The 25,610-nt window shown below is 69.5% G+C and carries 21 protein-coding genes; 13 read left to right on the forward strand and 8 right to left on the reverse strand.

The window, feature by feature from the left end:
- On the reverse strand, positions 1 to 805 hold an 805-nt coding region (locus KIP79_RS47800; RefSeq protein ID WP_308170072.1), incomplete at its 3' end, for an NYN domain-containing protein.
- Between the two features lie 191 nt (positions 806 to 996).
- Between KIP79_RS47800 and pyrE the strand changes: the two genes are divergently transcribed.
- Positions 997 to 1,530 carry an orotate phosphoribosyltransferase gene (gene pyrE, locus KIP79_RS36810; protein ID WP_214109617.1) on the forward strand — a complete coding sequence of 178 codons (534 nt, stop codon included), beginning with the start codon at positions 997 to 999 and terminating at the stop codon, positions 1,528 to 1,530.
- On the opposite strand, the gene KIP79_RS36815 is transcribed toward pyrE, so the two are convergent.
- Together KIP79_RS36815 and KIP79_RS36820 are read right to left on the reverse strand one after the other, a co-directional pair.
- Positions 1,527 to 1,955: a hypothetical protein gene (locus KIP79_RS36815; RefSeq protein WP_214109618.1), complete on the reverse strand. Its 429-nt coding sequence runs from the start codon at positions 1,953 to 1,955 to the stop codon at positions 1,527 to 1,529. The genes pyrE and KIP79_RS36815 overlap by 4 nt on opposite strands.
- Before the next feature lie 54 nt (positions 1,956 to 2,009).
- On the reverse strand, positions 2,010 to 2,690 hold the full coding sequence (locus KIP79_RS36820; RefSeq protein ID WP_214109619.1) for a DedA family protein: 681 nt from the start codon (positions 2,688 to 2,690) through the stop codon (positions 2,010 to 2,012).
- 138 nt (positions 2,691 to 2,828) lie between these two features.
- Here KIP79_RS36820 and fbaA point away from each other — a divergent pair, with 138 nt between their 5' ends.
- From fbaA to KIP79_RS36850, 6 genes are all read left to right on the forward strand, one after another.
- Entirely contained in the window at positions 2,829 to 3,851 is a 1,023-nt protein-coding gene (fbaA, locus tag KIP79_RS36825; protein WP_214109620.1) for a class II fructose-bisphosphate aldolase, read from the forward strand.
- Positions 3,852 to 3,989: 138 nt separating this feature from the next.
- Positions 3,990 to 4,409, forward strand: a complete 420-nt coding sequence (locus KIP79_RS36830) for a DUF3151 domain-containing protein (RefSeq protein WP_214109621.1) — start codon at positions 3,990 to 3,992, stop codon at positions 4,407 to 4,409.
- A 79-nt stretch (positions 4,410 to 4,488) separates the two neighbouring features.
- Positions 4,489 to 5,772, forward strand: a complete 1,284-nt coding sequence (locus tag KIP79_RS36835) for an adenylosuccinate synthase (RefSeq protein WP_214109622.1) — start codon at positions 4,489 to 4,491, stop codon at positions 5,770 to 5,772.
- A gap of 290 nt (positions 5,773 to 6,062) precedes the next feature.
- Positions 6,063 to 6,992, forward strand: coding sequence for a glycerophosphodiester phosphodiesterase family protein (locus tag KIP79_RS36840; protein WP_214109623.1), 930 nt, complete (start codon positions 6,063 to 6,065; stop codon positions 6,990 to 6,992).
- An 82-nt stretch (positions 6,993 to 7,074) separates the two neighbouring features.
- Positions 7,075 to 7,698, forward strand: a complete 624-nt coding sequence (locus tag KIP79_RS36845; protein ID WP_214109624.1) for a type IV toxin-antitoxin system AbiEi family antitoxin domain-containing protein — start codon at positions 7,075 to 7,077, stop codon at positions 7,696 to 7,698.
- 783 nt (positions 7,699 to 8,481) lie between these two features.
- Positions 8,482 to 11,334, forward strand: a complete 2,853-nt coding sequence (locus KIP79_RS36850; protein WP_214109625.1) for a tetratricopeptide repeat protein — start codon at positions 8,482 to 8,484, stop codon at positions 11,332 to 11,334.
- Between the two features lie 171 nt (positions 11,335 to 11,505).
- On the opposite strand, the gene KIP79_RS36855 is transcribed toward KIP79_RS36850, so the two are convergent.
- The 3 genes from KIP79_RS36855 to corA form a co-directional block, all read right to left on the reverse strand.
- Entirely contained in the window at positions 11,506 to 11,790 is a 285-nt protein-coding gene (locus KIP79_RS36855) for a PIN-like domain-containing protein (protein WP_214109626.1), read from the reverse strand.
- On the reverse strand, positions 11,765 to 12,466 hold the full coding sequence (locus tag KIP79_RS36860; RefSeq protein WP_214109627.1) for a DUF433 domain-containing protein: 702 nt from the start codon (positions 12,464 to 12,466) through the stop codon (positions 11,765 to 11,767). Before KIP79_RS36860 ends, KIP79_RS36855 begins: the two co-directional genes overlap by 26 nt.
- A gap of 213 nt (positions 12,467 to 12,679) precedes the next feature.
- A complete protein-coding gene (gene corA / locus KIP79_RS36865; RefSeq protein WP_214109628.1) occupies positions 12,680 to 13,813 on the reverse strand; it encodes a magnesium/cobalt transporter CorA in 1,134 nt (377 codons plus the stop codon).
- A gap of 324 nt (positions 13,814 to 14,137) precedes the next feature.
- Here corA and purD point away from each other — a divergent pair, with 324 nt between their 5' ends.
- From purD to KIP79_RS36885, 4 genes are all read left to right on the forward strand, one after another.
- Positions 14,138 to 15,367, forward strand: a complete 1,230-nt coding sequence (gene purD, locus KIP79_RS36870) for a phosphoribosylamine--glycine ligase (protein WP_214109629.1) — start codon at positions 14,138 to 14,140, stop codon at positions 15,365 to 15,367.
- Between the two features lie 210 nt (positions 15,368 to 15,577).
- On the forward strand, positions 15,578 to 16,879 hold the full coding sequence (murA, locus tag KIP79_RS36875; RefSeq protein ID WP_214109630.1) for a UDP-N-acetylglucosamine 1-carboxyvinyltransferase: 1,302 nt from the start codon (positions 15,578 to 15,580) through the stop codon (positions 16,877 to 16,879).
- A 288-nt stretch (positions 16,880 to 17,167) separates the two neighbouring features.
- Complete coding sequence (locus KIP79_RS36880; protein WP_214109664.1) at positions 17,168 to 18,394, forward strand: GTP cyclohydrolase IIa; 1,227 nt, start codon at positions 17,168 to 17,170, stop codon at positions 18,392 to 18,394.
- A gap of 110 nt (positions 18,395 to 18,504) precedes the next feature.
- A complete protein-coding gene (locus KIP79_RS36885) occupies positions 18,505 to 19,437 on the forward strand; it encodes an EamA family transporter (protein ID WP_214109631.1) in 933 nt (310 codons plus the stop codon).
- Here the strand turns inward: KIP79_RS36885 and hisC are convergent.
- Positions 19,424 to 20,485 (reverse strand): histidinol-phosphate transaminase, encoded by a 1,062-nt coding sequence (hisC, locus tag KIP79_RS36890; protein WP_250214440.1) that lies wholly within the window; start codon positions 20,483 to 20,485, stop codon positions 19,424 to 19,426. The two genes, KIP79_RS36885 and hisC, sit on opposite strands and share 14 nt — an antisense overlap.
- 331 nt (positions 20,486 to 20,816) lie before the next feature.
- Between hisC and KIP79_RS36895 the strand changes: the two genes are divergently transcribed.
- Together KIP79_RS36895 and KIP79_RS36900 are read left to right on the forward strand one after the other, a co-directional pair.
- Positions 20,817 to 21,758, forward strand: coding sequence for a CHAP domain-containing protein (locus KIP79_RS36895; protein WP_214109633.1), 942 nt, complete (start codon positions 20,817 to 20,819; stop codon positions 21,756 to 21,758).
- Between the two features lie 83 nt (positions 21,759 to 21,841).
- Positions 21,842 to 22,495 carry a M15 family metallopeptidase gene (locus KIP79_RS36900; protein ID WP_214109634.1) on the forward strand — a complete coding sequence of 218 codons (654 nt, stop codon included), beginning with the start codon at positions 21,842 to 21,844 and terminating at the stop codon, positions 22,493 to 22,495.
- Here the strand turns inward: KIP79_RS36900 and KIP79_RS36905 are convergent.
- Positions 22,471 to 25,551: an AfsR/SARP family transcriptional regulator gene (locus tag KIP79_RS36905; RefSeq protein ID WP_214109635.1), complete on the reverse strand. Its 3,081-nt coding sequence runs from the start codon at positions 25,549 to 25,551 to the stop codon at positions 22,471 to 22,473. The two genes, KIP79_RS36900 and KIP79_RS36905, sit on opposite strands and share 25 nt — an antisense overlap.
- Between the last annotated feature and the right edge of the window lie 59 nt (positions 25,552 to 25,610).

Here is a 25,610-nt window from a genome sequence, read left to right on the forward strand (position 1 = left end):
ACTGCGGGGGTGGCTGCGGCGCGGGGGGCACGGGGGACACCGGGGGCGGCGGGGCGGCCTGCGGCTCCGGGGGATAGTTGTAGGCGGGCTGCTGAGCCGGGCGGGCATGCGACGCCGGGCTCGGCAGCGCGGGAGTCCCGGCCGGTGGGCTGCTGACCGACCCAGGGAACGCGTTGCCGCCCTGGTTGACCCGCTCGGGGGCCGAGCCGTTCCCGTTGCTGCGCCCGTTGGACTGGCCGCCCGCGACCCCGCCGGCCATGGTGTCCACCCCGGTGACCAGGTTCACGAACGGCCGCAGGTGGCCCGCGCCGATCTCGATCAGGTCGTCGCACTCCTGCCGGAGCGTACGGGAGACCGCCCAGCTGCCCTCGGCGGTGATATGAATCACCGTCACCCGGATGCCCAGGTCCTGGGCGTCGCTGACCACCTGGGCCAGGTCCTCGTCGCCGCTCACCACCACCGCGTCGACCACGGCGTTGTTCCTGGCCAGGGTCATCAGGTCGCGGTGCACCTGGGCGTCCACGCCCTCCCTGCGGCCCGGGCGGATCCGGCCCAGCCGGAGCTTCAGGCCGGGGATGTCGGCGAGCACGTCGTGCTCGGGGGTGCGCCGGCCCTCGACGGTGGCCTCGTACCAGTAGCAGCGGAGCAGCGGCAGCCCGGTGCGCTCCCTGGCCAGACCGGTCAGCAGTTGGAGCAGCCCCGGATAGTCCCAGCCGACGGCCTCACGATGGCGGGTCCCATGCACGGCCATCGCGCCGTCCGCCAGCAGGTAGCCAGCGTCAACGAAAAGCGCGCAGCGATCCACGCGACACCGCCCTTCCTAACGTGGCCATCTCAGGGTAATCAAGCGGGTGAGAACGCGAGGAGGAAACCCGGCGATTCCCGAGGCCCCACGCCGACGGTACCAGTTTGTCCCTGTCTTTCCCCCACTCAGACCAAGCCGGTACGGTGACCGCCCGACATCCCGCAGCCGGCCCGGATCTAGGCTTGGGTTCCATGAGCCACCGCGACGAACTGCTGTCCGAGATCCGGAACAAGGGTGTGGTGCACGGCCGCGTCACCCTCTCCTCCGGCCAGGAGGCCGACTACTACGTCGACCTGCGCCGGATCACTTTGGACGGGGTGGCCGCCCCGCTGGTGGGGCAGGTCATGCTGGACCTGACCGAGGATCTCGACTACGAGGCGGTGGGCGGGCTCACCCTGGGGGCCGACCCGGTGGCCACCGCCATGCTGCACGCGGCGGCGGCGCGCGGGATCATCCTGGACGCTTTCGTGGTGCGCAAGGCGGGCAAGGCGCACGGCCTGCAACGGCGGATCGAGGGGCCGGACGTGGCCGGGCGGCGGGTGCTCGCGGTCGAGGACACCTCCACCACCGGGGGTTCGGTGCTGACCGCCGTGGAGGCGCTGCAGGAGGCGGGGGCGATCGTGGCGGGCATCGCCACCATCGTGGACCGGGGGGCGGCGGAGAAGCTGATCGCCACCGGCGTGCCGTACCGCTCGGCCTACACGCTGGCGGATCTTGGGCTCTAGTCGCGTTTGACCTGGAACTCCGCGCGCTTGCCGGGTTCCCCGGCCGGGCGTTCCTTCCCGTTCTCCAGCACGTGGACGGCTCCCGCGTCGTTCAGCACTACGTCGAGTCTGGGCTCGAAGTAGCTGACCTCCTGGCCGGCGGTCAGGTCCTGGTCGATCAGGATGTCGCCGCCGGGGACCCGCACGAAGACCGGGCAGCGCTGTGCGGCGCAGAGCAGCCGCAGCGTCGCCACCCTGGTCTCGCTGGGCCGGGGCACGGGTGTCGAGGACACGGTGGCCGCGGCCTCGGCGGGCCGGGGCGGCTCCCCCTGGTCCCGGTTGGCCAGGGTGATCAGAGCCACCGCGAGCAGCGCCAGCAACCCGGCCGACAGCACCATGATCACCAGCCGGGCCGCCCCCAGTGATCTGGATCTATGGCGTCCCATCTAGTGGAGAGTAGCCACATATCAACCGAACTGTGGTGAAAGATCTACCAACCGCTATTGGTCGATCAGTCCGCGGTGGTGCTTGCCCTTCGGATCGGGCGCCGCCGCCTTCCGGTTCTTCAGGATCTCCTTGATGATCGGGATCACCGAGAGCAGGATGATCACCGCCGCGCCGGGCAGGATGTAGCGGTCGACGTTGGGGATCTTGCTGCCGATGAAGTACCCGAAGAGCAGCAGGCCGTCGGTCCACACGATGCCGCCGATGACGTTCCAGATCAGGAAACGCCGGGGGTTCATGCCGAGCATGCCCGCCACCGGGTTGAGGAAGGTCCGGACGATCGGGATGAACCGGGCCAGCACCACGGCCTTCTCCGGCCCGAACTTCTCGAAGTAGAACTGGGCCTTGTCCACGTACTCCTGCTTGAAGAGCCGGGAGTCCGGCCGGGCGAACAGCCGCGGCCCCGCCTTGGCGCCGATGTAGTGACCCAGCTGCGCGCCCGCGATGGCGCAGATCGGGGCGCCGACCAGCAATAACCCGAGAGGGAACGGCGTTTCGAGCCCGACCGCGCTGGCGACCTGTGCGGACGCCCCCATCCCGGCCACCACGAGCAGCGAGTCACCGGGCAGGAAGAAGCCGATCAGGAGCCCGGTCTCGGCGAAAATGATCGTCAGAATGCCGATGAGGCCGAAGGTGACGATCCACCATTCGGCGCTGAGGAGATTTGAGACGTCCATCGCGGACGAGCCTACCCCGGGTGACGGAAAATGGTGGAGAAGCCTCGTTGGTGGGTAGGCCCTGCGCTTCCCTCACCGGGCTGCCCTTCGGGATACTTTGGCAACAGCCAGATTCATTGAACAGGGAGCTGACTTCCGATGCCTATCGCAACCCCAGAGGTCTACGCCGAGATGCTCGACCGGGCCAAGGCGGGTGGCTTCGCCTATCCGGCGATCAACGTGACCTCGTCCCAGACGTTGAACGCCGCGCTGCGCGGCTTCGCCGAGGCGGAGAGCGACGGCATCATCCAGGTCTCCACCGGTGGCGCCGAGTTCCTCTCCGGAACCACGATCAAGGACATGGTGACCGGCTCGGTCGCGCTGGCCGAGTACGCGCACGTGGTGGCCGCCAAGTACCCGGTGACGGTGGCGCTGCACACCGACCACTGCCCGAAGGACAAGCTGGACGGCTTCATGCGTCCGCTGGTCGAGATCTCCCGGGAGCGGGTGGCCCGCGGCCAGGAGCCGCTCTTCCAGTCCCACATGTGGGACGGCTCCGCCGTGCCGCTGGAGGAGAACCTCCAGATCGCGGCCGAGCTGATCGAGAAGTGCGCGGCGGCCAGGGTCATCATGGAGATGGAGATCGGCGTCGTCGGCGGCGAGGAGGACGGCGTCTCCCACGAGATCAACGAGAAGCTCTACACCACGCCCGAGGACGCCATCGCCACCGCCGAGGCGGTCGGCCTGGGCGAGCGCGGGCGCTACCTGCTGGCCGCCACCTTCGGCAACGTGCACGGCGTCTACAAGCCGGGCGCGGTCAAGCTCCGCCCCTCGGTGCTGAAGGAGCTCCAGGACTCCGTGGGCGCCAAGTACGGCAAGGAGAAGCCGTTCGACCTGGTCTTCCACGGCGGCTCCGGCTCGCTCCTCGAGGAGATCCACGAGGCCATCTCGTACGGCGTGGTGAAGATGAACATCGACACCGACACGCAGTACGCGTTCACCCGCCCCGTCGCCGACCACATGTTCCGCAACTACGACGGCGTGCTGAAGGTGGACGGCGAGGTCGGCAACAAGAAGTCCTACGACCCCCGCGCGTACGGCAAGTCCGCCGAGGCCGGCATGGCCGCCCGGGTGGCCCAGGCCTGCCAGGACCTCAAGTCGGCGGGCACCAAGCTCGGCTGAACCCGCACCGCCCCGCAACAAGGGCCCGGATCACGAAGATCTGGGCCCTTCGCGTAAATTTGAGGAAATGATTACGGCTGGCACGGATCAGGTATGACTAACTTCGTGAATCCTCCAGGAACGGGAGCCGTATAGCCGATGGAAATCAGCGACAACCTGCTGGCTGGTCCGCCGCCCACCCTGTTGCCCGACACCCCCGAGGCCAGGGACATGACCGAAAAGGGGTTCAAGGCGGCCGACGTCGCCGCCCGCTTCCCCGCGTACTCGGCGGCCTGGGCGACCCTCGCCGACGACTACTTCGCGGCCGGTCACGCGGTCACCTCCTACGCGTTCGCCCGCACCGGCTACCACCGCGGCCTGGACCAGCTCCGCCGCGCCGGCTGGAAGGGCCACGGCCCCATCCCCTGGGAACACGAGCCCAACCGCGGTTTCCTGCGCTGCCTCAACGCCCTGGCCCGCGCCGCGCAGGCCATCGGGGAGAAGGACGAGGCCGAGCGGTGTCTCCAGTTCCTGCGGGAGAGCTCGCCGACAGCTGCGGCGGAACTAACTAGTAGCTAGTTGTTCGCGTACATTAAGGGTGCAAGAGCCCCTGTCGCGATTGCGGCAGGGGTTTGTTTTGGTGTACGGGAGTTTGAGCATGCCGGCTGTCGTTCTGGTTGGCGCCCAATGGGGCGATGAGGGCAAGGGAAAGGCCACCGACCTGCTGGGCGGTGAGGTCGACTTCGTGGTCCGGTACCAGGGGGGCAACAACGCGGGGCACACGGTCGTCATCGGCGACCAGAAGTACGCGCTGCACCTGTTGCCGACGGGCGTCCTGTCGCCCTCGGTGACGCCGGTGATCGGCAACGGCGTGGTGATCGACCCGGGCGTGCTGCTCAGCGAGATCGACGGCCTGGCGGCCCGCGGCATCTCCTGCGACCGCCTGCTCATCTCCGGCAGCGCGCACCTGATCATGCCCCACCACAAGGCGCTGGACAAGGTCACCGAGCGGTACCTGGGCAAGGCCAAGATCGGGACCACCGGGCGGGGCATCGGGCCCGCGTACAGCGACAAGATCAATCGCATGGGCATCCGGGTGCAGGACCTGCTCGACCCCGGCATCCTGGCGAAGAAGATCGAGGGCGCGCTGCACGACAAGAACCAGATCCTCACCAAGATCTACAACCGGCGAGGGCTCGACCCGGCCAAGGTGCTGGCGGAGTACCTGGCCTACGCCGAGCGGCTCCGGCCGTTCATCGCCGACACCTCGCTGGTGCTCAGCCAGGCTCTGGACGAGGGCAGGTTCGTGCTGCTTGAGGGCGGTCAGGGCACGCTGCTCGACATCGACCACGGCACCTACCCGTTCGTCACCTCCAGCTCGCCGACCAGCGGCGGCGCCTGCGCCGGGTCCGGCATCCCGCCCACCCGGCTGACCCGGGTGATCGGCATCCTGAAGGCGTACACCACCCGGGTCGGGTCCGGGCCCTTCCCCACCGAGCTCCTCGACGAGCAGGGCGAGTGGCTCCGGCAGACCGGCCACGAGTACGGCACCACCACCGGCCGCAACCGCCGCTGCGGCTGGTTCGACGCGGTGATCGCCCGGTACGCCACCCGGATCAACGGCGTCACCGACTTCTTCCTCACCAAGCTGGACGTGCTCTCCGGGCTGGCCCGGATCCCCGTCTGCGTCGCGTACGAGGTGGACGGCAAGCGCCACGACGAGATCCCGATGACCCAGACCGAGTTCCACCACGCCACGCCGGTCTACGAGGAGTTCCCCGGCTGGCAGGAGGACATCACCAGCGCCAAGACCTTCGACGACCTGCCGCCGAACGCGCAGGCGTACGTGCGGGCCCTGGAGGAGATGAGCGGCGCCCCGATCTCCGCCATCGGAGTCGGCCCGGGCCGCGACCAGACCGTCCAGATCCGCTCGCTCGTCTGAAGGTTTCATCGGAAGTCGGAGACGTTCGCAGAGTTCGTCCGGACTCGATGAGATTCGGAACTTCGGAGATGTTCGCAGAGTTCATCGGAGCTCGGTGAGATTCGGGGACTTTCGCAGGCTTCGTCCGAATTAGAGGAATTTCGTGGGGCTCGTCGGAATATTCTCACTCGTCAGGGATGGTGGGAGTTGATGAGATGTGTCGCCGTTGGGCGCGCCGACAGCCCCTCTTGCCGCGCCGTACCGCCCCGGGTTCTTAGCCCGGGGTGGGGGACCAGGTAGGGTTTCGCGGCGTGCACGGACATGTTGAGCTGCATGGCCATCGGGGCGCGCGGGGGCTGCGTCCGGAGAACACGCTGCCGGGGCTGGCGTACGCCCTGGAGACGGGCGTGGACGCGCTGGAATTCGACGTCACGCTGACCGCGGACGACCGGCTGATCCTCAGCCACGACCTCACCGTCTCCCCGGTCACCACCGCCGACACCCGCCCGGCCACCCCGGGCGACCCGATGTACCCCTACGTCGGCAAACCCATCAGGCGCCTCACCCTCGCCCAACTCCACACCCTGGAAGCCGGCGTCCGCCACCCCACCCGCGACAACGACCCCTTCGCGGCCACCCAGCTCCCCATCCCCGACACCCGCATGCCCACCCTCGGCGCCGTCCTCGCCCTGGTGGCCGCCTACAGCGCCGACAAGGTCCGCCTGCACATCGAACTCAAATCCGACCCCACCCAGCCCGACCTCTCCCCCGACCCGCACCGCTTCACCGACCTCGTCCTCACCGAACTCGACCGCCACCAGCGCCTGTCCACCTCCGCCATCCTCAGCTTCGACTGGCGCCTCCTCACCCTCACCCGCGAAGCCGTCCCCCACCGCGTCGCCCTCATCGAGTCCGACACCATCGACCCCCGCTGGCTGGCCGGCCTGAACCCCCACGACTTCGCCTCCGACCTCCCCACCATGGCAACAGCCATCAACGCCACCGCCTTCTCCCCCGACCACATCCTCATCGACGAACCCCTGATGACCAGCGCAGCCACCCACAACCTCCCGGTCGTGGCCTGGACGGTCAACAGCCCAGACCACGCCGCCCAACTACTCGACCTGGGCGTCCGCGGCATCGTCACCGACTACCCAAACCGCATGCGCGAACTCTGGACCGCCCGCGGCCTGCCCCTACCCCCTCAGCTCCGCGCACTGCGCTCCGCGGCCCTGACCTAGGCAGCCCGGTATCCGAGGGGACAGCGCATCGAGATGTATCGAACTCTGCCCCTCGCCCAGATTGATGGGTAGAGTTTGATACATGAGGGCGGGGGAAGCTCGGGCGTTCGAGGCACGGTTGGTGGCCCTGCCGCCCACCTTTACCTCTGCTCAAGCACGTCGTGCTGGCATCCCGTCCCGCGACCTTGCTCTTCTGGTATCGGAAGGGAAGCTTGACGAGCTGTCGCGAGGGGTCTATCGCCAAGCGAGCGCTCCGGAGACCGCGCATCTTGATCTGCTTGCTGTGTGTACGCGTGTGCCGCGCGCGATCGTCTGCGGAGAATCCGCTCTTGCTCTTCACGAACTCATCGACGACATACCTTCGGCTGTGCACATCGCTGTGGCACGCGGCAGTCATCGCCCATTGTTTCCCTATCCACCTGTTGTGGTGTCCCAGTACGCCGCCGACACGTTCGACCTCGGCCGCGAGGACTTCCCACTCGCCCCCGGAGAGAACGTTCCCGTCTACAACGCGCCCCGGAGCGTGGTCGACGCGATGCGACATCGCCATGTGATCGGAAAGGACTTGGCGCTCTCGGCGCTCGGCCGGTACCTGCGCACTCGCGGTCGTACCGCGGTCAATGAACTTCAGGACATAGCCGAGGAACTGAAGGCAATGCCGGCGATCCGCCCAGCGGTCGAGGCGGTGTTGGCGCTCGGCGCATGACGAGAGACATCGACATTCTTGGCCGTGCCTTCCCGGCGACGATGCCGAGATCATGCGACGGATAGCCCGGGATAGCGGGAACAGTTGTCGAGGATGGTGTGATCTTTGGCTCCCCGCCTGGGGCCATGATTCAGGCGCGGGCGGCATGTGCCTTCGGGTCCTGATCCGGGCGTTGCCTTCGATTGGCTTACTCCGCCGGAAGTCCTGATTTACTGGTACATATGAGTTACGGCCATGTTTAGTGGGGCTCACCAGCAGGCGGTATCCCACTAGGCTGGCGTTTGTGCTCTTTCTGGGTGTTTTGAGGTGAATGAAACCGACCTCGGGGGTCGGTTTCCCGGCCTACCAAAATGCACTCAGAAAGGTACATCAGGTGGATACACCTTCCAAAGGCGACATGCTGTCGCAGCAATGGGATGGTGGTACGGAACTGCCCGGAGAGCATCCGGAATCGGACGTATCGCTGTCCGGAAGACGTAGTCACCGTCGCCGGTGGATGCGCCGGATGGTGCGGGTCAGTGCTGGAACCTCGGTACAAATCCGACTTTATTACACCATTGGCGACAAATGGCCCGAGTAGCTACTCGGGCCATTAGCCGGCGGTATCGCTGACCGGCGGGGGGTTCCGGAAATCAGGTCGCAAACTGGAGCCGGGACCCTTCGCCCACAGCATCGCAAGGTACATCCGGAGTGTGTACATCCCCCGAACGTACAGAGTCATCTAATTACATACCTGGGGACGCGCGCTACGGCCAGATCTACATAGCTAGATGGTGTTGATCCATGAGCAGAGCTGTGCGTCTTACCGGCGTGACTCTCGCGGTCCTTGACGTCCTCTCCGAAGGGGAGGCGGTGTACGGCTTCCAGATCGCAGGTACGATCAAGCGGCCCACCGGCACGGTCTACCCCTTGCTCTCCCGGCTGGAAAGGCTGGGCTGGCTGGACGCCCGCTGGGAGTCCGAGCAACCGGCGGAGGCACGTGGCCGTGGCCCACGCCGCCGCTACTACCGCCTGAACGCCCTCGGCTGGGAACAGTCCATCAAGGCTCTGCGCGAGCGCGACCAGGTACGCGAGGCGGCATCGGGCGGGGGCCGCCCCACTCCGGGAACGGCGATCACCCGCGACCAGGTCCTCATCGATTTCGCCGCGATGCTGAGAAGCCTGCGAGACTCGGCCGCGCAACCGTCCCTCTGGGACATCGCCGCCCAGGCCGCGTGCAGTGTCTCCGCCGTCGCCGCCGCCTTCTCCGGGCACGCCCTGCCATCCGCGGCGCTGGTCACCACGATCGCCATGGCCTGTGGCGCCGACCCCGGCGAGTGGCGGCGCCGCCGGTCGTTCGCCGAGCAGAGCATTCGCCACGGGATCTGGATTTCCGACTCCTATGAGGAGTTCCATCCTCTGGGCGCCGACTGGGTCCGGGAGAGCCTGCGCCGGAGAGAGCTGGACCCGGAGGACGAGGCCGACCTGGTCCAGGATGTGCTGGCCGACGCCTTCGAGCAGTGGCATGACCTGTCCGTCGTCTCCGATCTGCGGGGGTGGCTGCTGGCCCACACCGCGCGCCTGGCCAGGCGGAGACCTCAGGACCCCCCTTTCCTCATGGGCCTGACTCCGCCGGCCGGCTCGGTGCCGGCCGCTCCTGATGTGGCGGACACGATCGTGGAGGAGGCCCAGGCGCACGAGCTGTTACGCAGGCTCGATCGAGGCTCGGCCAAGGTCGTGTACCTGCGCAGCCTCGGGCACTCCGGTAAGGAGGTGGCGGAACTGCTCCGCGTCTCGCGGTGGACCGTGGAGGCCGCGATCACCCGGGCCCGCAGAAACGTCGGCGTGACGCCGGTCCATCACGGCCGCCGGTACTTCATCCGCTACCTCGCCGCAATACGCAGGAGCGCGGGCAACCCCTCGGTACGCGCGATCGCAGAAAAGATCAGCTTCAGCCACGCGCACGTCGCGTCTGTGCTGTCCGGTGCGGAACTGCCGTCCTGGACTTTCACCGTGCGCCTGGTGCAGGCGCTGGAGGGCTCACCCGACCTGGCGTGGCAGCTGTGGCGCGAGGCGAAGCTGCCGCTCCTGCCTGTGCCCGAGGCCTGGATCGCCGAGAACTGGGTGAAGGAGGCCGCCCGGACGGCTGACGCGCTCGCCCTGTCCCGGCTTTTCCACCAGCTCAAGAAGGAGGGCTTCCACCAGCAGGCCAGTGAGGTCTGGCGCACCGCCGCCGAGTTGGGGAATCCGGTGGGGATGATCGGTTTCGCCGAGTCCTGTGAAAGGAACGGGGACATAGCGGAGGCGAAGTGGTGGCTGCGTCGAGCCCTCCAGCTGGGCGCGCCGACGGCCAGGCGGAAGCTGGTGGGCGTGCTCGAAAGGACCGGACAGCTGGACGATGCGATCAGGCTCGCCCGGCAGGACACTGGCCCTGGTGCGGAGCACGAGTTGTCCCGGCTACTGGAGCGGGCCGGGCGTGTGGATGAAGCCCTCGAGCTGTGGCGGCGGGACACCAGCCCGGCCGGGCAATACCGGCTGGCCCAACTGCTGGAGCGGGCCGGGCGCCTGGATGAGGCCATCGAGGTGCGGCAGCGAGAGAGCCGAGTGGGCGGCCAGAAGGAGCTGGCGCAGCTGCTGGAGCGTGCCGGGCGCGTGGCCGAGGCCATCGACCTCTTACGGCAGGCGGCGCGCGACAACGTCACCGCCATGCGCGCCCTGTCGGAGCTGCTCGAACGTCATGGGCGCCTGGACGAGGCAAGGCAGATCTGGCGGGACGCCGCCGCCGACGGCAACAGCTGGGCGACTCGGCAGATGGCCACTCAGCTGATGCGTACCCGGATGGCCAGGATGCGGTGGGATCTCGTGAAGGCCGTGAAGGCCGGCGACATCAAGCGCGTCCGCGACACGACCGCGCTGTTCCGGACCTGGGACAGTTTGGTGGACGCCTTCCAGATCCTGTGCGACCTCGCGCGTACCGGCTCCGTGGTGGCCGTCGAGGAGCTCGCTCACCTGCTCGGCCAGCAGGACCGAAAAACGATCAAGGACTGGGTGCTGACGGTGGGACGGGACTCGTTCCCCTTACTGGACGAATATCTGGATGAATATCTGGACGATTCCGTACTGGAGGTCCACACCGAGACCCTGCTCAGCAGAGCCGCCGACAACGGCCATTGGGGCGCGCAGATCGCACTGGCCGAGTTGCATAAGAACGACCGGAGACTGGTTGAGTCATCCCGCACGGTACAGAAGCGGCCCGATCTCCCGGGTGTGGCGGCGGTCGAGGCGCTGGCCCGCCAGGATAAGGAGAGCGAGCTACGCGCCTGGGCGGAAGCCGGGTACTACCCGGCCCAGTGGCGGCTCGCCGAACGACTGATCGATCGGGGAGAGCATGACGGGGCGATCGCCCTACTCCGCGAACCCGTCCGCAACGGGAATTCGGACGCCGCCTGGCGTCTGGCCCAACTGCTGGCCACCCTGGGCCGAGTCGACGAGCTGCGCACTCTCGCCGATGACGGCAGCGACTACGCCGGATGGCTGCTGAGCGGCCAGCTGGCCAGGTCCGGCGACTGGGCGGGCCTGCGGGCGCTGGCCGAGTCGAGCAAGCCGTACGCCGCCCACGCTGCAGAACGCCTCGCCGCGCATCGGCGCGACCATTGACGGCCCGCCGCTGTGGCTGATGAGCGCTGGGTAAACGATCTCAGGAACGTGGCGGATAGAGGCGTTCCAGTCGGTCGGTGTGGACGGCGTAGATAAAGGGGCCGGAGGTATCTGTTGCGGTGAAGATGGCCTTTTGGTTGGTTATGAAGCGTTCGGCGGAGGCGGCGGAGGTCAGGTCACCGGGGTGATGACGAAGCAGCGGGCCTGGTGTTCGATGACGGCGTCGATCTCCGCCTGTCGGTAGCGGATGCGTTTGTCCTTCATCAGGACGGCCCAGCCGAGTTTGGCGCTGTCTTCGATCCAGCGGGTGTCCTCGACGGTCTCGTCGTGGGGGACGCCGTAGTGTTCGGCCAGCGTGATCAGATCCCACCCGGCGTCGCGAAGCATTTTGGGGATGGCGACTCGGCCGAGGCTGCGGTCGATGAAGAACTTACGCGGCGGCTCGGGTGGCGACACGTAGAACGTCCTCGATCTCGTTTCGGGTGAGTCCGTACTCCTCTGCCACGATGTCGACCGGTTCACCCGCTTGGAAGAGGTCGATCACGTCTTCGAGCTTGGCGCCGCCGCGGGCGAACCGGGGACGGCCGAAGGCATGGTTGGCATCTACCGTGATCTTGGCGACACGGTATTGAGGGAGGGCGATCACTTGGGCGTATCCGTCGGGGGCGAAGTCCACGCGCCGGAGGTAGTTCTCCACGACCTCGGCGAAGACTCGCTGGTTGTTGCGGACGACCACCAACTCGCGGGCCGAGTCGTCGCCGACATGTTCGGCGTAGTCGTAGAGGACCTCGGCGCCGTCGGTGAAGAGCCGGCGGCTGGCCAGGGCGTGTTCCAGGCCGAGTTCCCGTTGAAGCGCGTCGATCGCCGGGCGGATGCGCTGGAGCGGCACGCCCGCCTGCCGGAACGCGGCTAGGGCGTATCCCTCGGCCAAGCCGATGAACGGCACGGAGGCCTCGTGTGGGCGCTCTGCCCGGGCGGCGGTGATGACTGGTTTGGCGTGAAAGGTACGACCGTCGCGCTGGCGGCGCTCATAGCCGAAGGCCCATGTGGTGAAGGTGGAGGCGGGTATCGCGAGATAGCCGGCCGCTTCGGCGATGCCGTACAGCGGCGTGGTGAACCGATCGATGGCCATGTCCCCCTCCTAGATCACGTCGTCCGGCCTTCAATGATGCAACATGTCTCCTCCCGCTGGCAGAGCGACTGAACCGCTGAATGCAGCTTCAGGTAGGTACGTCTGATTTGTCGGTTGGACTGCGCCAGGAGATCGAGCCAGAGGGTACTCGGCGACGCACCCTCGCATGAGTCATACGAGGGTGCGCAGCGCGGATGTCGCAAAGGTGGCTGGTCAGAGCCAGCCGTTGCGGCGGAAGGCGCGGTGGAGGAGGGTGCAGACGGTGATCATGACGCCGATTACGGCGGGGTAGCCCCAGGCTTGGTCGAGTTCGGGCATGTGTTTGAAGTTCATGCCGTAGATGCCGGCGATCATCGTCGGGACGGCGAGGATGGCCACCCAGGAGGAGATCTTGCGCATGTCCTCGTTGGCCAGGGCGTTGGTGCGGGCCAGGGCGGCCTGCAGGATGGAGTCGGAGAGCTCGTTGGAGGACTGGACCTGCTCGCAGACGCGGGAGAGGTGGTCGCCGACGTCGCGGAAGTACTCCCGCATCTCGGACGGGATCATCCGGCGCTGCGGGAGCGCGTTGAGGGGGGACTGGAGGGGGGCCACGGCCCGCTTCAGTTCCAGCATCTCGCGCTTGAGCTGGTAGATGCGGTTGATGTCGCGGGAGCTGACCTCGGCGAAGACGGCCGCCTCGACCTCCTCCAGCTCGGCCTGCATCTGGTCGGCGACGTGCAGGTACTTGTCCACCACGTAGTCGGCGATGGCGTGCAGCACGCCGGTCGGCCCCCGGTTGAGCAGCTTCGGCTTGTCCTCGAGCTTCTCGCGGACGTCGGAAAGCGGGCAGTGCGCGCCGTGCCGCACCGTCACCACGAAGTCGGGGCCGACGAAGACCATGATCTCGCCGGTGGCGATGATCTCGCTGGTCGCGCTCTTGGGGACGCTGTCGGTGAAGGCGACGGTCTTGAGCACCACGAAGAGCGAGTCGCCGTACCGTTCGACCTTGGGCCGCTGGTGGGCCTTGACGGCGTCCTCAACGGCGAGCGGGTGCAGGCCGAAGGTTTCGGCCAGCCACTCCAGTTCGGGCGCGTCCGGCTCGTACAGGCCGACCCAGACGAAGGCGCCGGGCGTCGGGCTGTCCTCGTTGTGCTCGCGGACCAGGCGGACGGCGTCGGCGATGCCGTCCACGGTGAACTTCTTGCCCCCGATGTACGCGCCGAATTCGATCAACGACGTGGCCGAGGGCACGCACGGAAACTTTCTCGCCGGGTCCACTGCGGCGCTCCTGCGGGCCGAGGACTCGGCGCGGACGGCGGCGGCACGGGCGATGCGTGGAAAGCTGGGAAAAATCGTGGCGGAGCGCATGGCGGTCCCTTCCCGCCCGACTCAAACGTCTCCACGCGAAAGACGAGTCACCCCTTGCTGGGCGTGGAGGCGCTCTCGGGCACCTGATTGGAATGGTCGGGGTCGCGCACGTCAGTCGTGCGCGGGCACGTACTGACGGGATCACCAGGATTCACCCGGACCACCTCCAATCACCAAGAGACACTCATAGCAGGGGCAAAACTACCACATCGCATCAGCGAACTCTCAGGATACCCGCAGGTTGCCCCGGCGTCCCGGGGCGGCAATTGCCAAAGAACGGGCGCGCTTCCTGGCTATCCCCACCTATCCCGTACCCTTCGACACGTGCGCGTACTCGTCATTGGATCCGGGGGCCGCGAGCACGCCCTGTGCCGTGGTCTGAAGCTCGACCCTTCCGTCGCGGAGTTGCACTGCGCGCCCGGCAATCCGGGCATCGCGGAGATCGCCACCACGCACCAGGTGAACGTCCTGGACGGTACGGCCGTGGCCGACCTGGCCGAGGACATCGGCGCCGACCTGGTGGTCGTCGGGCCGGAGGCGCCGCTGGTGGCGGGCGTGGCCGACGCGGTGCGGGAGCGCGGCGTGCCCTGCTTCGGGCCGTCCGCCGAGGCGGCCAGGATCGAGGGCTCCAAGAGCTTCGCCAAGGAGGTCATGAACGCCGCCGGGGTGCCCACCGCCCGGTCCTTCACCTGCGTCACCCCGGAGGAGGCCGCCGACGCGCTGGACGCCTTCGGCCCGCCGTACGTGGTGAAGGACGACGGTCTGGCGGCCGGCAAGGGGGTCGTGGTCACCGAGGACCGGGAGGCCGCGCTGGCGCACGCCGCCGCCTGCGAGCGGGTGGTGGTGGAGGAGTTCCTGGACGGTCCCGAGCTGTCGCTGTTCGCGCTCTGCGACGGCCAGACCGCGGTGGCGCTCCAGCCCGCCCAGGACTTCAAGCGGGCCCTGGACGGGGACGAGGGGCCCAACACCGGCGGCATGGGGGCCTACACGCCGCTGCCGTGGGCGCCGGAGGGGCTCACCGAGCAGATCATGGAAGAGGTGGTCCGGCCGACGGTGGCGGAGCTCGCTCAGCGCGGCCTGCCGTACACAGGGGTGTTGTACGCGGGGCTGGCGTTGACGGGTAAAGGACCCCGGGTCATCGAGTTCAACGCACGTTTCGGCGACCCGGAAACCCAGGTTGTGCTGGATCGGCTGGAAACGCCGCTGGGAGGCCTGTTGCTGGCGTGCGCGACGGGTCGGTTGGGCGGTCATGAGGCCCTCCGGTACCGGGGTGGCGCAGCGGTGACGGTGGTGCTGGCGGCCGAGAACTACCCGGGCGAACCGGTTAAGGGCGACCCGGTGGAAGGGCTGAATCCGCAGGTGGAGGGCGCGTACGTGCTGCACGCCGGCACCGCCGTACAAAACGGAAAGATCGTGGCCAACGGGGGCAGGGTCCTCAACGTGGTAGGTACCGGAGCGGATGTGGCGGCGGCCCGGGCGGCCGCGTACGAGGCGATGGCGCGGCTGCGGCTGCGCGGCGGCCATTACCGGTCCGACATCGCCGCTCTGGGGTAGGAGCCCCAGCTACTGGCGTTGCGGCCTGGGGACATCACATTTGGGGCCCGAGCGCAAGTGGTATGCGGAGCGGTTCGAGCGGTTGACCGGAACCACCCCCACCGGGTAGTTCCCCCGCGAATCGACCCGGTTAGCGGCTACTGTGGCCCGATACCCGGCTACCGCACCAGCCACCTCATCCTCCACACCCCCAACTGAGGAGTCTTTTTCATGGTCCGTTACCGCGTACGCGGTGGCAACGCAGTGCGTGGAACCGCCTTCGTCCAAGGCGCGAAAAACGCGGTGCTGCCCATGATCGGGGCTGCGCTGCTCGCGTCCGAGGGCCGCACGGTGCTGCGCAACGTTCCCGCCATCGAAGACGTGCGACGCGCGGTCGAGCTGGCCGAGGCCATCGGCGCCAAGGTCCAGTTCCACGAGTCCGAACGCACGCTGGTCATCGACGCCTCGCGGCTGACCAGCCCTGTCCTACCGGCCGAGATCGCGCGCAGGTTCCGCGGCTCGGTGCTGTTCGTGCCCGCGCTGTTGCACCGGCTGGGCGAGGCGGTGATCGAGGGAGTCGGGGGATGCAACCTCGGTAGCCGCAACCTCGACTTCCACTACAACGGCTACAAGCGGCTCGGCGCTCTCGTGAACGAGGAAGAGAGCGTCATCCACATCAAGTCGGCGGGCCTCACCGGCGCGCCGCTCTACCTGGACACTCCCTCGCACACCGGCACCGAGAACCTGGTGATGGCGGCGGCGCTGGCCACCGGCACCACGGTGATCGAGAACGCGGCGCTGGAACCCGAGGTACTGGACGTCATCCGCATGCTGGTCCGGATGGGGGCCAGGATCCACGGTGCCGGCACCGGCGTGCTGACCGTGGACGGCGTGCACGACCTGACCGCGGTCGAGTACACGGTGATGCCGGACCGGCTGGACGCCGGGGTGTTCATGCTCGCGGCCGCGCTCACCGGCGGCGAGGTGAACCTGGTCGGCGGCTCGCTGGAGCATCTGGGCGTGGCCCGCTGGAAGCTGGAGCAGATGGGCGTGGAGTTCGAGGACCAGGGCGCGGTGCTGGGGGTGCACCGGGCGGGACCGATCCGGCCGATCAACGTGATCACTGACACCTTTCCTGGTTTCGCCACCGACCTCCAGCCGCCATTGATGACGCTGGCCTGCATGGCGGACGGCACCAGCTACATTCACGAGCGCATCTTCGACGGCCGGTTCGCGCTGGCCGGTGAGCTGAACAAGATGGGCGCCGACATCGAGGTGACCGGGAGCAGGGCTGTGGTGCGCGGCCCGGCGAAATTGCGAGGAACGCGCGTCACGGCTCACGATTTGCGTTCCGGAATCGCTCTTGTGCTGGCCGGTCTGGTCGCCGACGGAGAGACCACAATCGACACCGGCTATCTCATCGATCGTGGTCACGCCGATCTCGCGACCCGCATGCAGGCCATCGGGGCCGATGTGGAACGTGAGATTTCCACTTCCGGGCATTCCGCGTCCATAAACGCACTGACCAGCTAAAACACCGCTGTAATTGGTGCTTCGCGCCATCGCAGAACGGTATTCCGGCAAATTAGGGCGTGACATTTCGGCCGCCGCGAGCGATCGTTCCAAAGAGAAGCTTCTCAGGAGCGGATTCCGGAGCTTTCCGGGGAAGCGAAACCAACGAAGGCGCGCGGGATGGGACGAACATTGGTCGAGCGCACGGATGAGTCTCCACGCGGATCGCGTTTGGGGGCCGGCATCGGCGCTGGGACGCCGGACCTCACCATCGGTGTGGTGGGGCCCCATGACCTCGTCGAGCGGGTGATGCTCATGGGCCACGCGGCGGCGCCGGTGCCGTGCCGCCTGGTGGCCGCTGCCTATCGCGACGAACAGGAGGCCTCGGACAAAGTAACGAGACTAGGCGGAGTGGACGCATGCCTCTTCGCCAGCCCGATTCCCTACGAACTGGCCCGGCGATCCGGCGTGCTCACCATGCCGGCCACCCACGTGCAGCTCGGCGGCGCCGCGCTGACGGCGGCACTGGCCCGGGCCGCGCTCGACGATCGGATCGATCCACGGCGGGTCAGCGTGGACGTGCTGAGCCGGGCCGAGGTCGACGAGGCCTACGCCGACCTCGGGTTATCCACCGCCGAGGTGCACAGCAGGGACGAACCGGGAGCCACCGGTACCATCGCCGCGTTCCATGAGCGGCTGGTCCGGCAGGGCGCGACCACCGGGGCGCTCACCTGCATCCCGGGGGTGGCCGACCGGCTCACGGCGGCCGGTGTCCCGGCGATCAGGATCCGGCCGACCTCGGCCGCGGTCCGGACCGCCCTGCACACCGCCGCGCTGCTCGGCGCGCACCACCGGCTGGAGGAGTCGCAGCTCACCGTCATCCTGGTGGAGGTGCCGACGCTTCGTGAGCCGGTACGGCGAGCGGCGCCCCGCTACTGGCGGGACGAGTTGCGCCTGTCGCTGCACCGGCTGCTGGTGCAGGAGGCCAACCGGATCAACGCCAGCGTCTGGCCGATCGACGACCACAGCTACCTGGTGGTGGCCACCCGGGGGTCGATCGCCGGAGCCACCGACGGCTTCCGGGTGCTCCCGTTCGCCGCGCGCATCCGGGACGAGCTGGGCCTGGCCGTGGAGGTCGGGGTCGGCATGGGCCGGACCACGCACGACGCGGAGACCCATGCCCGGGCGGCGCTGGCCAGAACCCAGGCGGGCAAGGCGGCCCAGGGCTTCGCGGTGGACCGGGAGGGCCGGGCACTGGTCCCTCCCCCCCGGATGCCTCCGCAGTCGGCGGGCCCGGTCAAGCCCAAAGGTGTGGAGGTGCTCGCCCGGCTGGCCGCCAAGCTGGAGGGCGGGGACACGGTGGTGGACGCGGAGGGGGCCGGGAAGATGCTCGGCGTCACCCCGCGTACGGCACGGCGGTTGTTGCGCACGCTGGTCGACGAGGGACTCGCGTGGCCGCTTCCGCCGAACCGCACTCCGCAGCCCGGCCGTCCCCGGCAGCTGTATCGGCTGATAGTTGAGAAGTTAAACCGTTAGGTCCACTTTGGCCGGTTGAACGCCTCGTGGGGAGGTGTTCAACCGGCCGAGGGGGATTTGTCCACCCCTGACGTTAAGAATGTCAGTGTGGGTCGCTACCGTCAGGACTCATGCGGGATAACGGTCATGACATCCGGGTCTGGGTCGCGCTGGCGATCGTCTACGTCGTCTGGGGGTCGACCTATCTCGGCATCGCCGTGATGATCGAGACCATGCCGCCGATGATCGGCAGCGGCCTGCGGTTCGTCACCGCCGCGCTGATCCTGGGCATCTTCCTGCTGGTGCGCCGGGGGGCGGCGCCGTACCGGATGACCCGGCGCGAGGTGGGCGGCGCCGCGCTGGTCGGGGTGCTGCTGCTGACCGGCGGGAACGGCATGGTGGCGGTGGCCGAGCAGCACATCTCGACCGGTCTGGCCGCGCTGCTGGTGGCCTCCACGCCGCTCTGGCTGGTGGTGCTCCGCACGATCGGCAGGGACCGGCCGCACCTGCTCACCCTCACCGGCGTGCTGATCGGGTTCGTGGGAGTGGCCATCCTGTCGGTCGGCGGCGGCACCTCGGGCGGCGACAGCATCGTCGGGGTCATGGTGATCCTGTTCGGCTCGGTCTCCTGGGCGACCGGGTCCTACCTGGCCGGGCGCATCCCGATGCCGAAGGACCCGTTCGCGGCCAGCACGGTGGAGATGACGGTGGGCGGGGCCGGGCTGCTGCTGGTGGGGCCGGTCTTCGGGGAGCATCTGGCCGTCGCCGAGGTCTCCACCCGCTCCTGGCTGGGCCTCGGCTACCTGGTGCTGGTCGGCTCCCTGGTGGGGTTCACCTCCTACGCCTGGCTGCTCGGCAACGCGCCGATCTCGCTGGTGTCCACCTACGCGTACGTGAACCCGGTGGTGGCCGTGATCCTCGGCGTGCTGGTGCTGAACGAGGCGGTGACCGTGCCGATGATGGCGGCAGGCCTGGTGATCGTGGCCGGGGTCGCCCTGGTGGTGTCCACCGAGCGGCGACCCTCGCTCGCCAAGCCGCTCACCGCGCCGCTCACGAAGACCTGAACTCCCGCGCCGCCGTCAGGAAGGCGTCGTTGGCCTCCCGGTCGCCGATGGAGATCCGGGCGCCCTCGGCGCCGTACGGCCGCACCGCGACCCCGGCGGCGGCGCACGCGGCGGCGAAGGCCGGGGTCCGCTCACCCAGCCGGAGCCAGACGAAGTTGGCCTCCGAGGACGGCACCGTCCAGCCCTGCGCCAGCAGTTCGGCGCGCACCCTGGTCCGCTCGGCCACCACGGCCGAGACCCGGGCCAGCAGCTCGTCCTCGGCGCGCAGCGAGGCCACCGCGGCGGCCTGGGCCAGGTGGTTGACGGCGAACGGCACCATGGCCTTGCGCACCGTCGCCGCCACCGGCTCATGCCCGATCAGGTAGCCCACCCGCAGGCCGGCCAGCCCGTACGCCTTGGAGAAGGTGCGCAGCACCGCCACGTTCGGCCGGTCCCGGTAGAACTCCAGCCCGTCCGGCACGTCGGCGTCCCGCACGTACTCCCGGTACGCCTCGTCCAGGATCACCAGCACCCGCTCGGGCACCCGGTCCAGGAACCGCTTGAGCTCGCCGGAGCGGTTGGCGGTGCCGGTCGGGTTGTTCGGGTTGCAGACCAGGATCATGCGGGTGGCCGGGGTGATCGCGTTGGCCATCGCCTCCAGGTCGTGGGTCTCCTCGACCAGCGGGACCTGGACCGAGACGACCCCGGCCAGGTCGGCCAGCAGCGGGTACGCCTCGAAGGAGCGCCAGGCGTAGACGACCTCGGCGCCGGGCTCGCCCACGGTCGCGAACAGCTGCTGAGCCACGGTGACCGAGCCGGCGCCCAGCGCCACGTGCTCGGCGGGCACGACGTACCGCTCGGCGAGGGCCGCCACCAGCTCGGTGGCGCCCGGGTCGGGGTAGCGGTTGATCTGGGTGGCCGCCTCCGCGATCGCCCGCACCACGCTGGGCAGCGGGGCGTCGGGGGCCTCGTTGGAGGAGAGCTTGTACGAGCGACCGTCAGGCGCGATCACCGCCCGGCCGGGCTGGTAGCCCGCCATGGTGTCGAAGACGGCCCGGAACTGCGGCATGGCGTCCCCCTGGGAATGCGGCTTTGTGCCCATTCACCATAGTGGCTGCGTCCCGGCCCCCGCGCGAGGGCCGGGACGCACCGCTCACCGCCACGATCGCCGAGGCGACCAGGGGCGCGCCGAGAAGCGCGGCGCTCTTGCGGGTGGCCATTCTCATTGGAACCTCCACAGGTCGTTTCCGCTGACGTGGAGCAAGCGTCCGCGGCCAGGCTCCAGATCCGCTCCAGCGCGGCTGGGAACGCGCTTACAGCGGCTCTGGAGCGGATCTGGAGGAGGCGGGGGGAGAGTCGTGACCATCCCCGAGCGGCACCCCCTGAAGGGAACGACTCCGATGAACCTCAGAAAACTGATGAGCGGCGCGCTGGCCGCCTTCGCCCTGGCGGCCGGCCTGATCACGATCTCCTCCACGCCCGCGTCCGCGGCGACCCGGGCGAGCATCGTCTCGATCGCCCAGGCCGAGCTGAACAACGCCTCGCGCAACCACGGCGCGGGCCCGATCGGGCAGTGGGGCGTGTGCAACTTCTACACCGGCTACTTCCGTACCTGGAAGCCCGCCACCGCGTCCTGCCCCACCACGGACGGGGTGCGCTGGCGGGAGAGCGACTGGTGCGCCGACTTCGCCAAGTACGTCTGGCTGCAGGCCGGCGTGACCCACGCCAACATCCCCGAGGGCAGCGGCGGTCCGCTGACCGGCAACGCCTCCTCGTTCAAGGGCTACGGCACCACGTACGGCACCTGGCACGCCAGAACCAGCGGCTACACCCCGCAACCCGGTGACGCGGTGGTCTTCGACTGGGGCGGTGACGGCGTCATCGACCACGTCGGCATCGTCACCTCGGCCAACAGCTCGACCGTCTACACGATCGAGGGCAACGCCGGCAGCTCGAGCCGGACCCTGGCCAACAGCTACAGCCGCTCCTACACCTCCATCGTCGGCTACTCCGAGCCCCTCGGGGTGACCGGTGGCAGCACCACCCCGCCGCCGCCCCCGCCGAACACCAAGTACTGGGTGGACACCTTCGCCGCCGCCCCCGGCTACTCCAGCCCCGGCGGCATCCGAACCGGCACCCTGAACGCCGGCACCAACTACGTCTTCTGCAAGGTCTGGGGCCCGAACGTGCAGGTCGGCAGCGACTACAACCACTGGTGGCTCAAGACCGACCTGGACAGCGGCAGCCCCTGGCAGAACCAGTACGTCTCGGCCTACTACCTGAGCCGCTGGGGGAACGACGTCGCCAAGGACAACAGCGGGGTGGTCATCCCGGACTGCTGAACCCCAAGCACCCACCGCCGGTGGGCGTCGGTCGCCGACGCCCACCGGCTTTGTCGGCGTTCACGCGCCAGAAAGAGAGACACATGAGTGAGATCATCCTGATGTCCGACCCGCGGGTCGCGGCCGTGCCGGTCGAGGACTGCGGGGAACCCCTGGTCGACCTGCGGGACGTCCCGGGCCTGCGGATCGACCATCGGCTGGCCGACCCGGCCGACGCGTACGTCCGGCTCAGGGAGGGCGTCGCCGCCCGCCTGGACCGGGCCGGCGGCCGGCTCCCCGCTGGCCTGCGGTTACTGGTGGTGGAGGGCTACCGGCCGCTGTCCCTGCAGACCCACTACTTCGAGGAGTACGCCGCCGAGCTGCGCGCCGCCAACCCCGGCTGGTCGGCCGAGCACCTGTACCGGCAGGCCAGCAGGTCGCTGGCGCCGCCCGCGATCGGGCCGCACGTCAGCGGGGGCGCGGTCGACCTCACCCTCTGCACCGAGGAGGGGGAGGAGCTCCCGATGGGCACCGAGGTGAACGCCAGCCCCGAGGAGAGCGACGACGCCTGCTACACCGAGGCCCCCGGCCTTTCCCCCGAGGTCCGGTCCAACCGGGCCATCCTGGGCGAGGTGCTGGCGGGCGAGGGCCTGGTGAACTATCCGACCGAATGGTGGCACTGGTCGTACGGCGACCGGTACTGGGCGACGCTGACGGGGGCGTCCGCGGCCCGCTACCGGCCGCTGGAGTGGCCCTGATCCTCCTGGGCTTCTGCCAGTAGTTCGGTGTACTCGCGGGCTCCGTAGCGGCGGAAGACGGCGAGCGCGGCGTCCCGGGTGGCGGACGCCGTGGCCGGGTCGCCCTGCCGGTCCCGCAGCCGGGCCACGTCCCGGAGCGTACGGGCCCGGAACAGCGGCAGGTCGAGTTCCTCCCAGATCCGGATGGACCTCTCGAACGCCCGATCCGCCCCGTCCAGATCGCCCTCGGCCAGCCGCAGCTCGCCCAGGGTGCGCAGGGTGAGCGCGGCCCCGAACCGGTCCGCCGACCGGCGGGAGACCGCCAGCGCCTCGGTCAGCTGCTCGGCCAGCCCATCGCGGCGCCCCAGCCGGATCCTGGTCTTGGCCAGCGCCTGCACGCAGAACGCGGCCAGCAGTTCGTCGCCCACCTCGCGGAAGACGGCCAGCGCCTGGGCGGCCAGTTCCTCGGCCAGGTCCAGGTCCCCGCTCGCCCGGTGCAGCAGGGACAGGCTGCGCAGGGTGAGCGCCTCGCCCCGGCGGCTGCCCGCGCTCCGGTAGGCGGCCAGCGACTCCGCCAGGTCCTCGGCCGCGCCGGGGAAGTCGCCGACCTCCAGCCGTACCGAGCCGCGCAACCGGGTCACCTGGCCGATGGCCGCCTCGTCGCCCAGCGCCCGCGCGCTCTCCAGGGCCGCGTCCAGGTATGCCACCGCCTCGGCGAACCTGCCCTGCTCCCGGCAAGCCGCGCCGAGCGAGGCCAGCGCCGAGGTCTCGCCCGCTCCGTCGCCCACCTCGCGGAACACCTCCAGCGCCTGGACCAGGTGGGCGCGGGACTCGGCGAACAGGTCCTGGGCGAACTTGAGGTCGCCCAGCTCGGTCAGCAGCCGGGCCACCCCGTGCTTGTTCCCGGCCCGGCGGGCGGCGGCCAGCGCGGCCTCGTGCGTACGGGTCCACGCCTCCAGGCGGTTGTGCACCACGAACACCGAGCTGGACAGCGCGGAGGCGAGCTCGCCCGCCAGCTCGTCCAGGTCCATCGCGGCGGCCACCTCGACCCCCGTCACCAGCGCGTCCTGCTCGGCCTCGAACCAGGCCCTGGGGTCGGCCAGCACCTCCGCCACCCGCGCGGCGGAGACGGGCACCGCGTGCGGGTACGCCTCCCGGACCGCCACCCCGCCCGACGGGGCGGCCTGCGCGATCTCCCGGAGCAGCCAGAGCCACTGGCCGATCGCCCGCTCCACGGCGGCGGCCCGCTCGGCGGGGGTGTCCTCCGCCTCGGCCCGCTCCCTGGCGAAGATCCGGACCAGGTCGTGCAGCCGGTACCTGATCGCGCCCCCGCTGGGCACGGTGTGCTCCACCAGTTGGGCGTCGACCAGGCCCTCCAGCAGGGTCTCGGCCGCCTCAGGGGAGGTGCCGAGCAGCGCGGCCACGGACTCGGCGCCGAAGCTGGGCAGGCCGAGCAGGCCGAGCAGGCGCAGCCCGCGCCGGGCGTCCCCGGGCAGCGCCCGGTAGCTGAGCTCGATCCCGGCCCGCACCTCCTGGTCCCCGACGGCCAGCTCGTCCAGCCGGCGCAGCTCGTTGGTGAGCCGCTCGGCCAGCAGGTCCAGCGGCCAGGCCCGGCGGGAGGTGAGCTTGGCCCCGGCGATCCTGATCGCCAGCGGCAGGTGGCCGCAGAGCGCCACGATGCGCCGGGCCGCCCCCGGCTCCCGGCCCACCCGTTCCGTGCCCACGATCCTGGTCAGCAGCTCGACGCTCTCCGCCTCGCTGAGCACGGCCAGCTCGGTGAAGACCGCCCCCGCGAGACCGGCCAGCCGGTTCCGCGAGGTGATCAGCACGGCCGGGCCAGGGGTGCCGGGCAGCAGCGGCCGTACCTGGCGCTCGTCGGCGGCATCGTCCAGCAGGATCAGCACCCGCCGCCCGGCCAGCAGCGACCGGTAGCGGGCGGCCCGCTCCTCCCGGCCGATGGGCAGGTTGACCGGGTCGGCGCCGAGCTCGCGGAGCAGCCGGGCGAGCACCTCGTCAGGGGAGGCGGGCGCGTCGCTCATGCCGCGCAGCTCGACGTGGATCTGACCGTCGGGGAACTCCCGGGCCAACCGGTGCCCGACGTGTCCGGCCAGCGCGGACTTGCCGCTGCCGCCCTGGCCGGAGACCACCGCCACCGGCACCGAGGAACTGCCCGCGCGCGGCACCAGCAGCTCGCCCAGCAGCTCCACCTCGTGGCCGCGCCCGGTGAAGTCGGGCGGCTCCGGCGGCAGCTGGGCCAGGCTGGGCAGGGTCTCCGGGACGTTTCTCGGGGCGGGTTTCGCGGCGGATCTGGGGGCGGGCGTGCCGGTCCAGCCCAGGGCCGCGTCATCGGCCCGCAGCACGGCCTCGTGGATGGCCCGCAGCTCCGGACCCGGCTCGATGCCGAGCTCGTCCACCAGCAGGTCCCGGCCGTGCCGGAACACGCCCAGCGCCTCGGCCTGCATGCCCAGCCGGTAGAGGGCGACCATCAGCTGGCCGCGCAGCCGCTCCCTGGTGGGATGCTCGCCGACCAGTGAGCGCAGCTCGGCCACGATCTCGGCCTGGGCGTTCCTGGCCAGGTCGGCGGTGACCCGCTCCTCGACGGCCGACAGGCGCAGCTCCGCCAGCCGGTCGGCCTCGGCCCGCAGCGCGTCGCCGAGCCCGCCCAGCGCGTCCCCCCGCCAGAGCCGGAGCGCGGCGGCGAAGGCGGCGCCGGCGCCCTCGTGGTCGCCGTCGGCCGCGCGGCGGCGGCCCTCGGCCACCAGGGTGCGGAACTCCTCGGCGTCCAGCTCGCCGGGCCGTACCCGGACCAGGTAGCCGGGCGCCCGGGTCTCGATCACCTCGCCCCGGCCCGCCGCGAGCAGTTCCTTGCGCAGCGCTGAAACGTACGTCTGGACCAGCGACTGGGCGCTGCCCGGGGGCGCGGACGGCCAGAGCAGGTCGATCAGCCGCTCCACCGAGATCACCCGGCCCGGCTCCAGCAACAACGCGGCCAGCAACGTTCGTGGTTTCGGGCCGCCCAGCTGTAGTTCCCGCGCCCCGTCCCGGACCTCGACCGGCCCGAGTATTCGAAACTCCACCGTCGCTCCCCGCAGTCAGGACGTGGGACGAAGCGGAACAGGAAAAGGCGCTTAGATCA

It is taken from the genome of Acrocarpospora catenulata (assembly GCF_018476525.1).
GTDB classification, from domain to species: Bacteria; Actinomycetota; Actinomycetes; order Streptosporangiales; family Streptosporangiaceae; genus Acrocarpospora; species Acrocarpospora catenulata.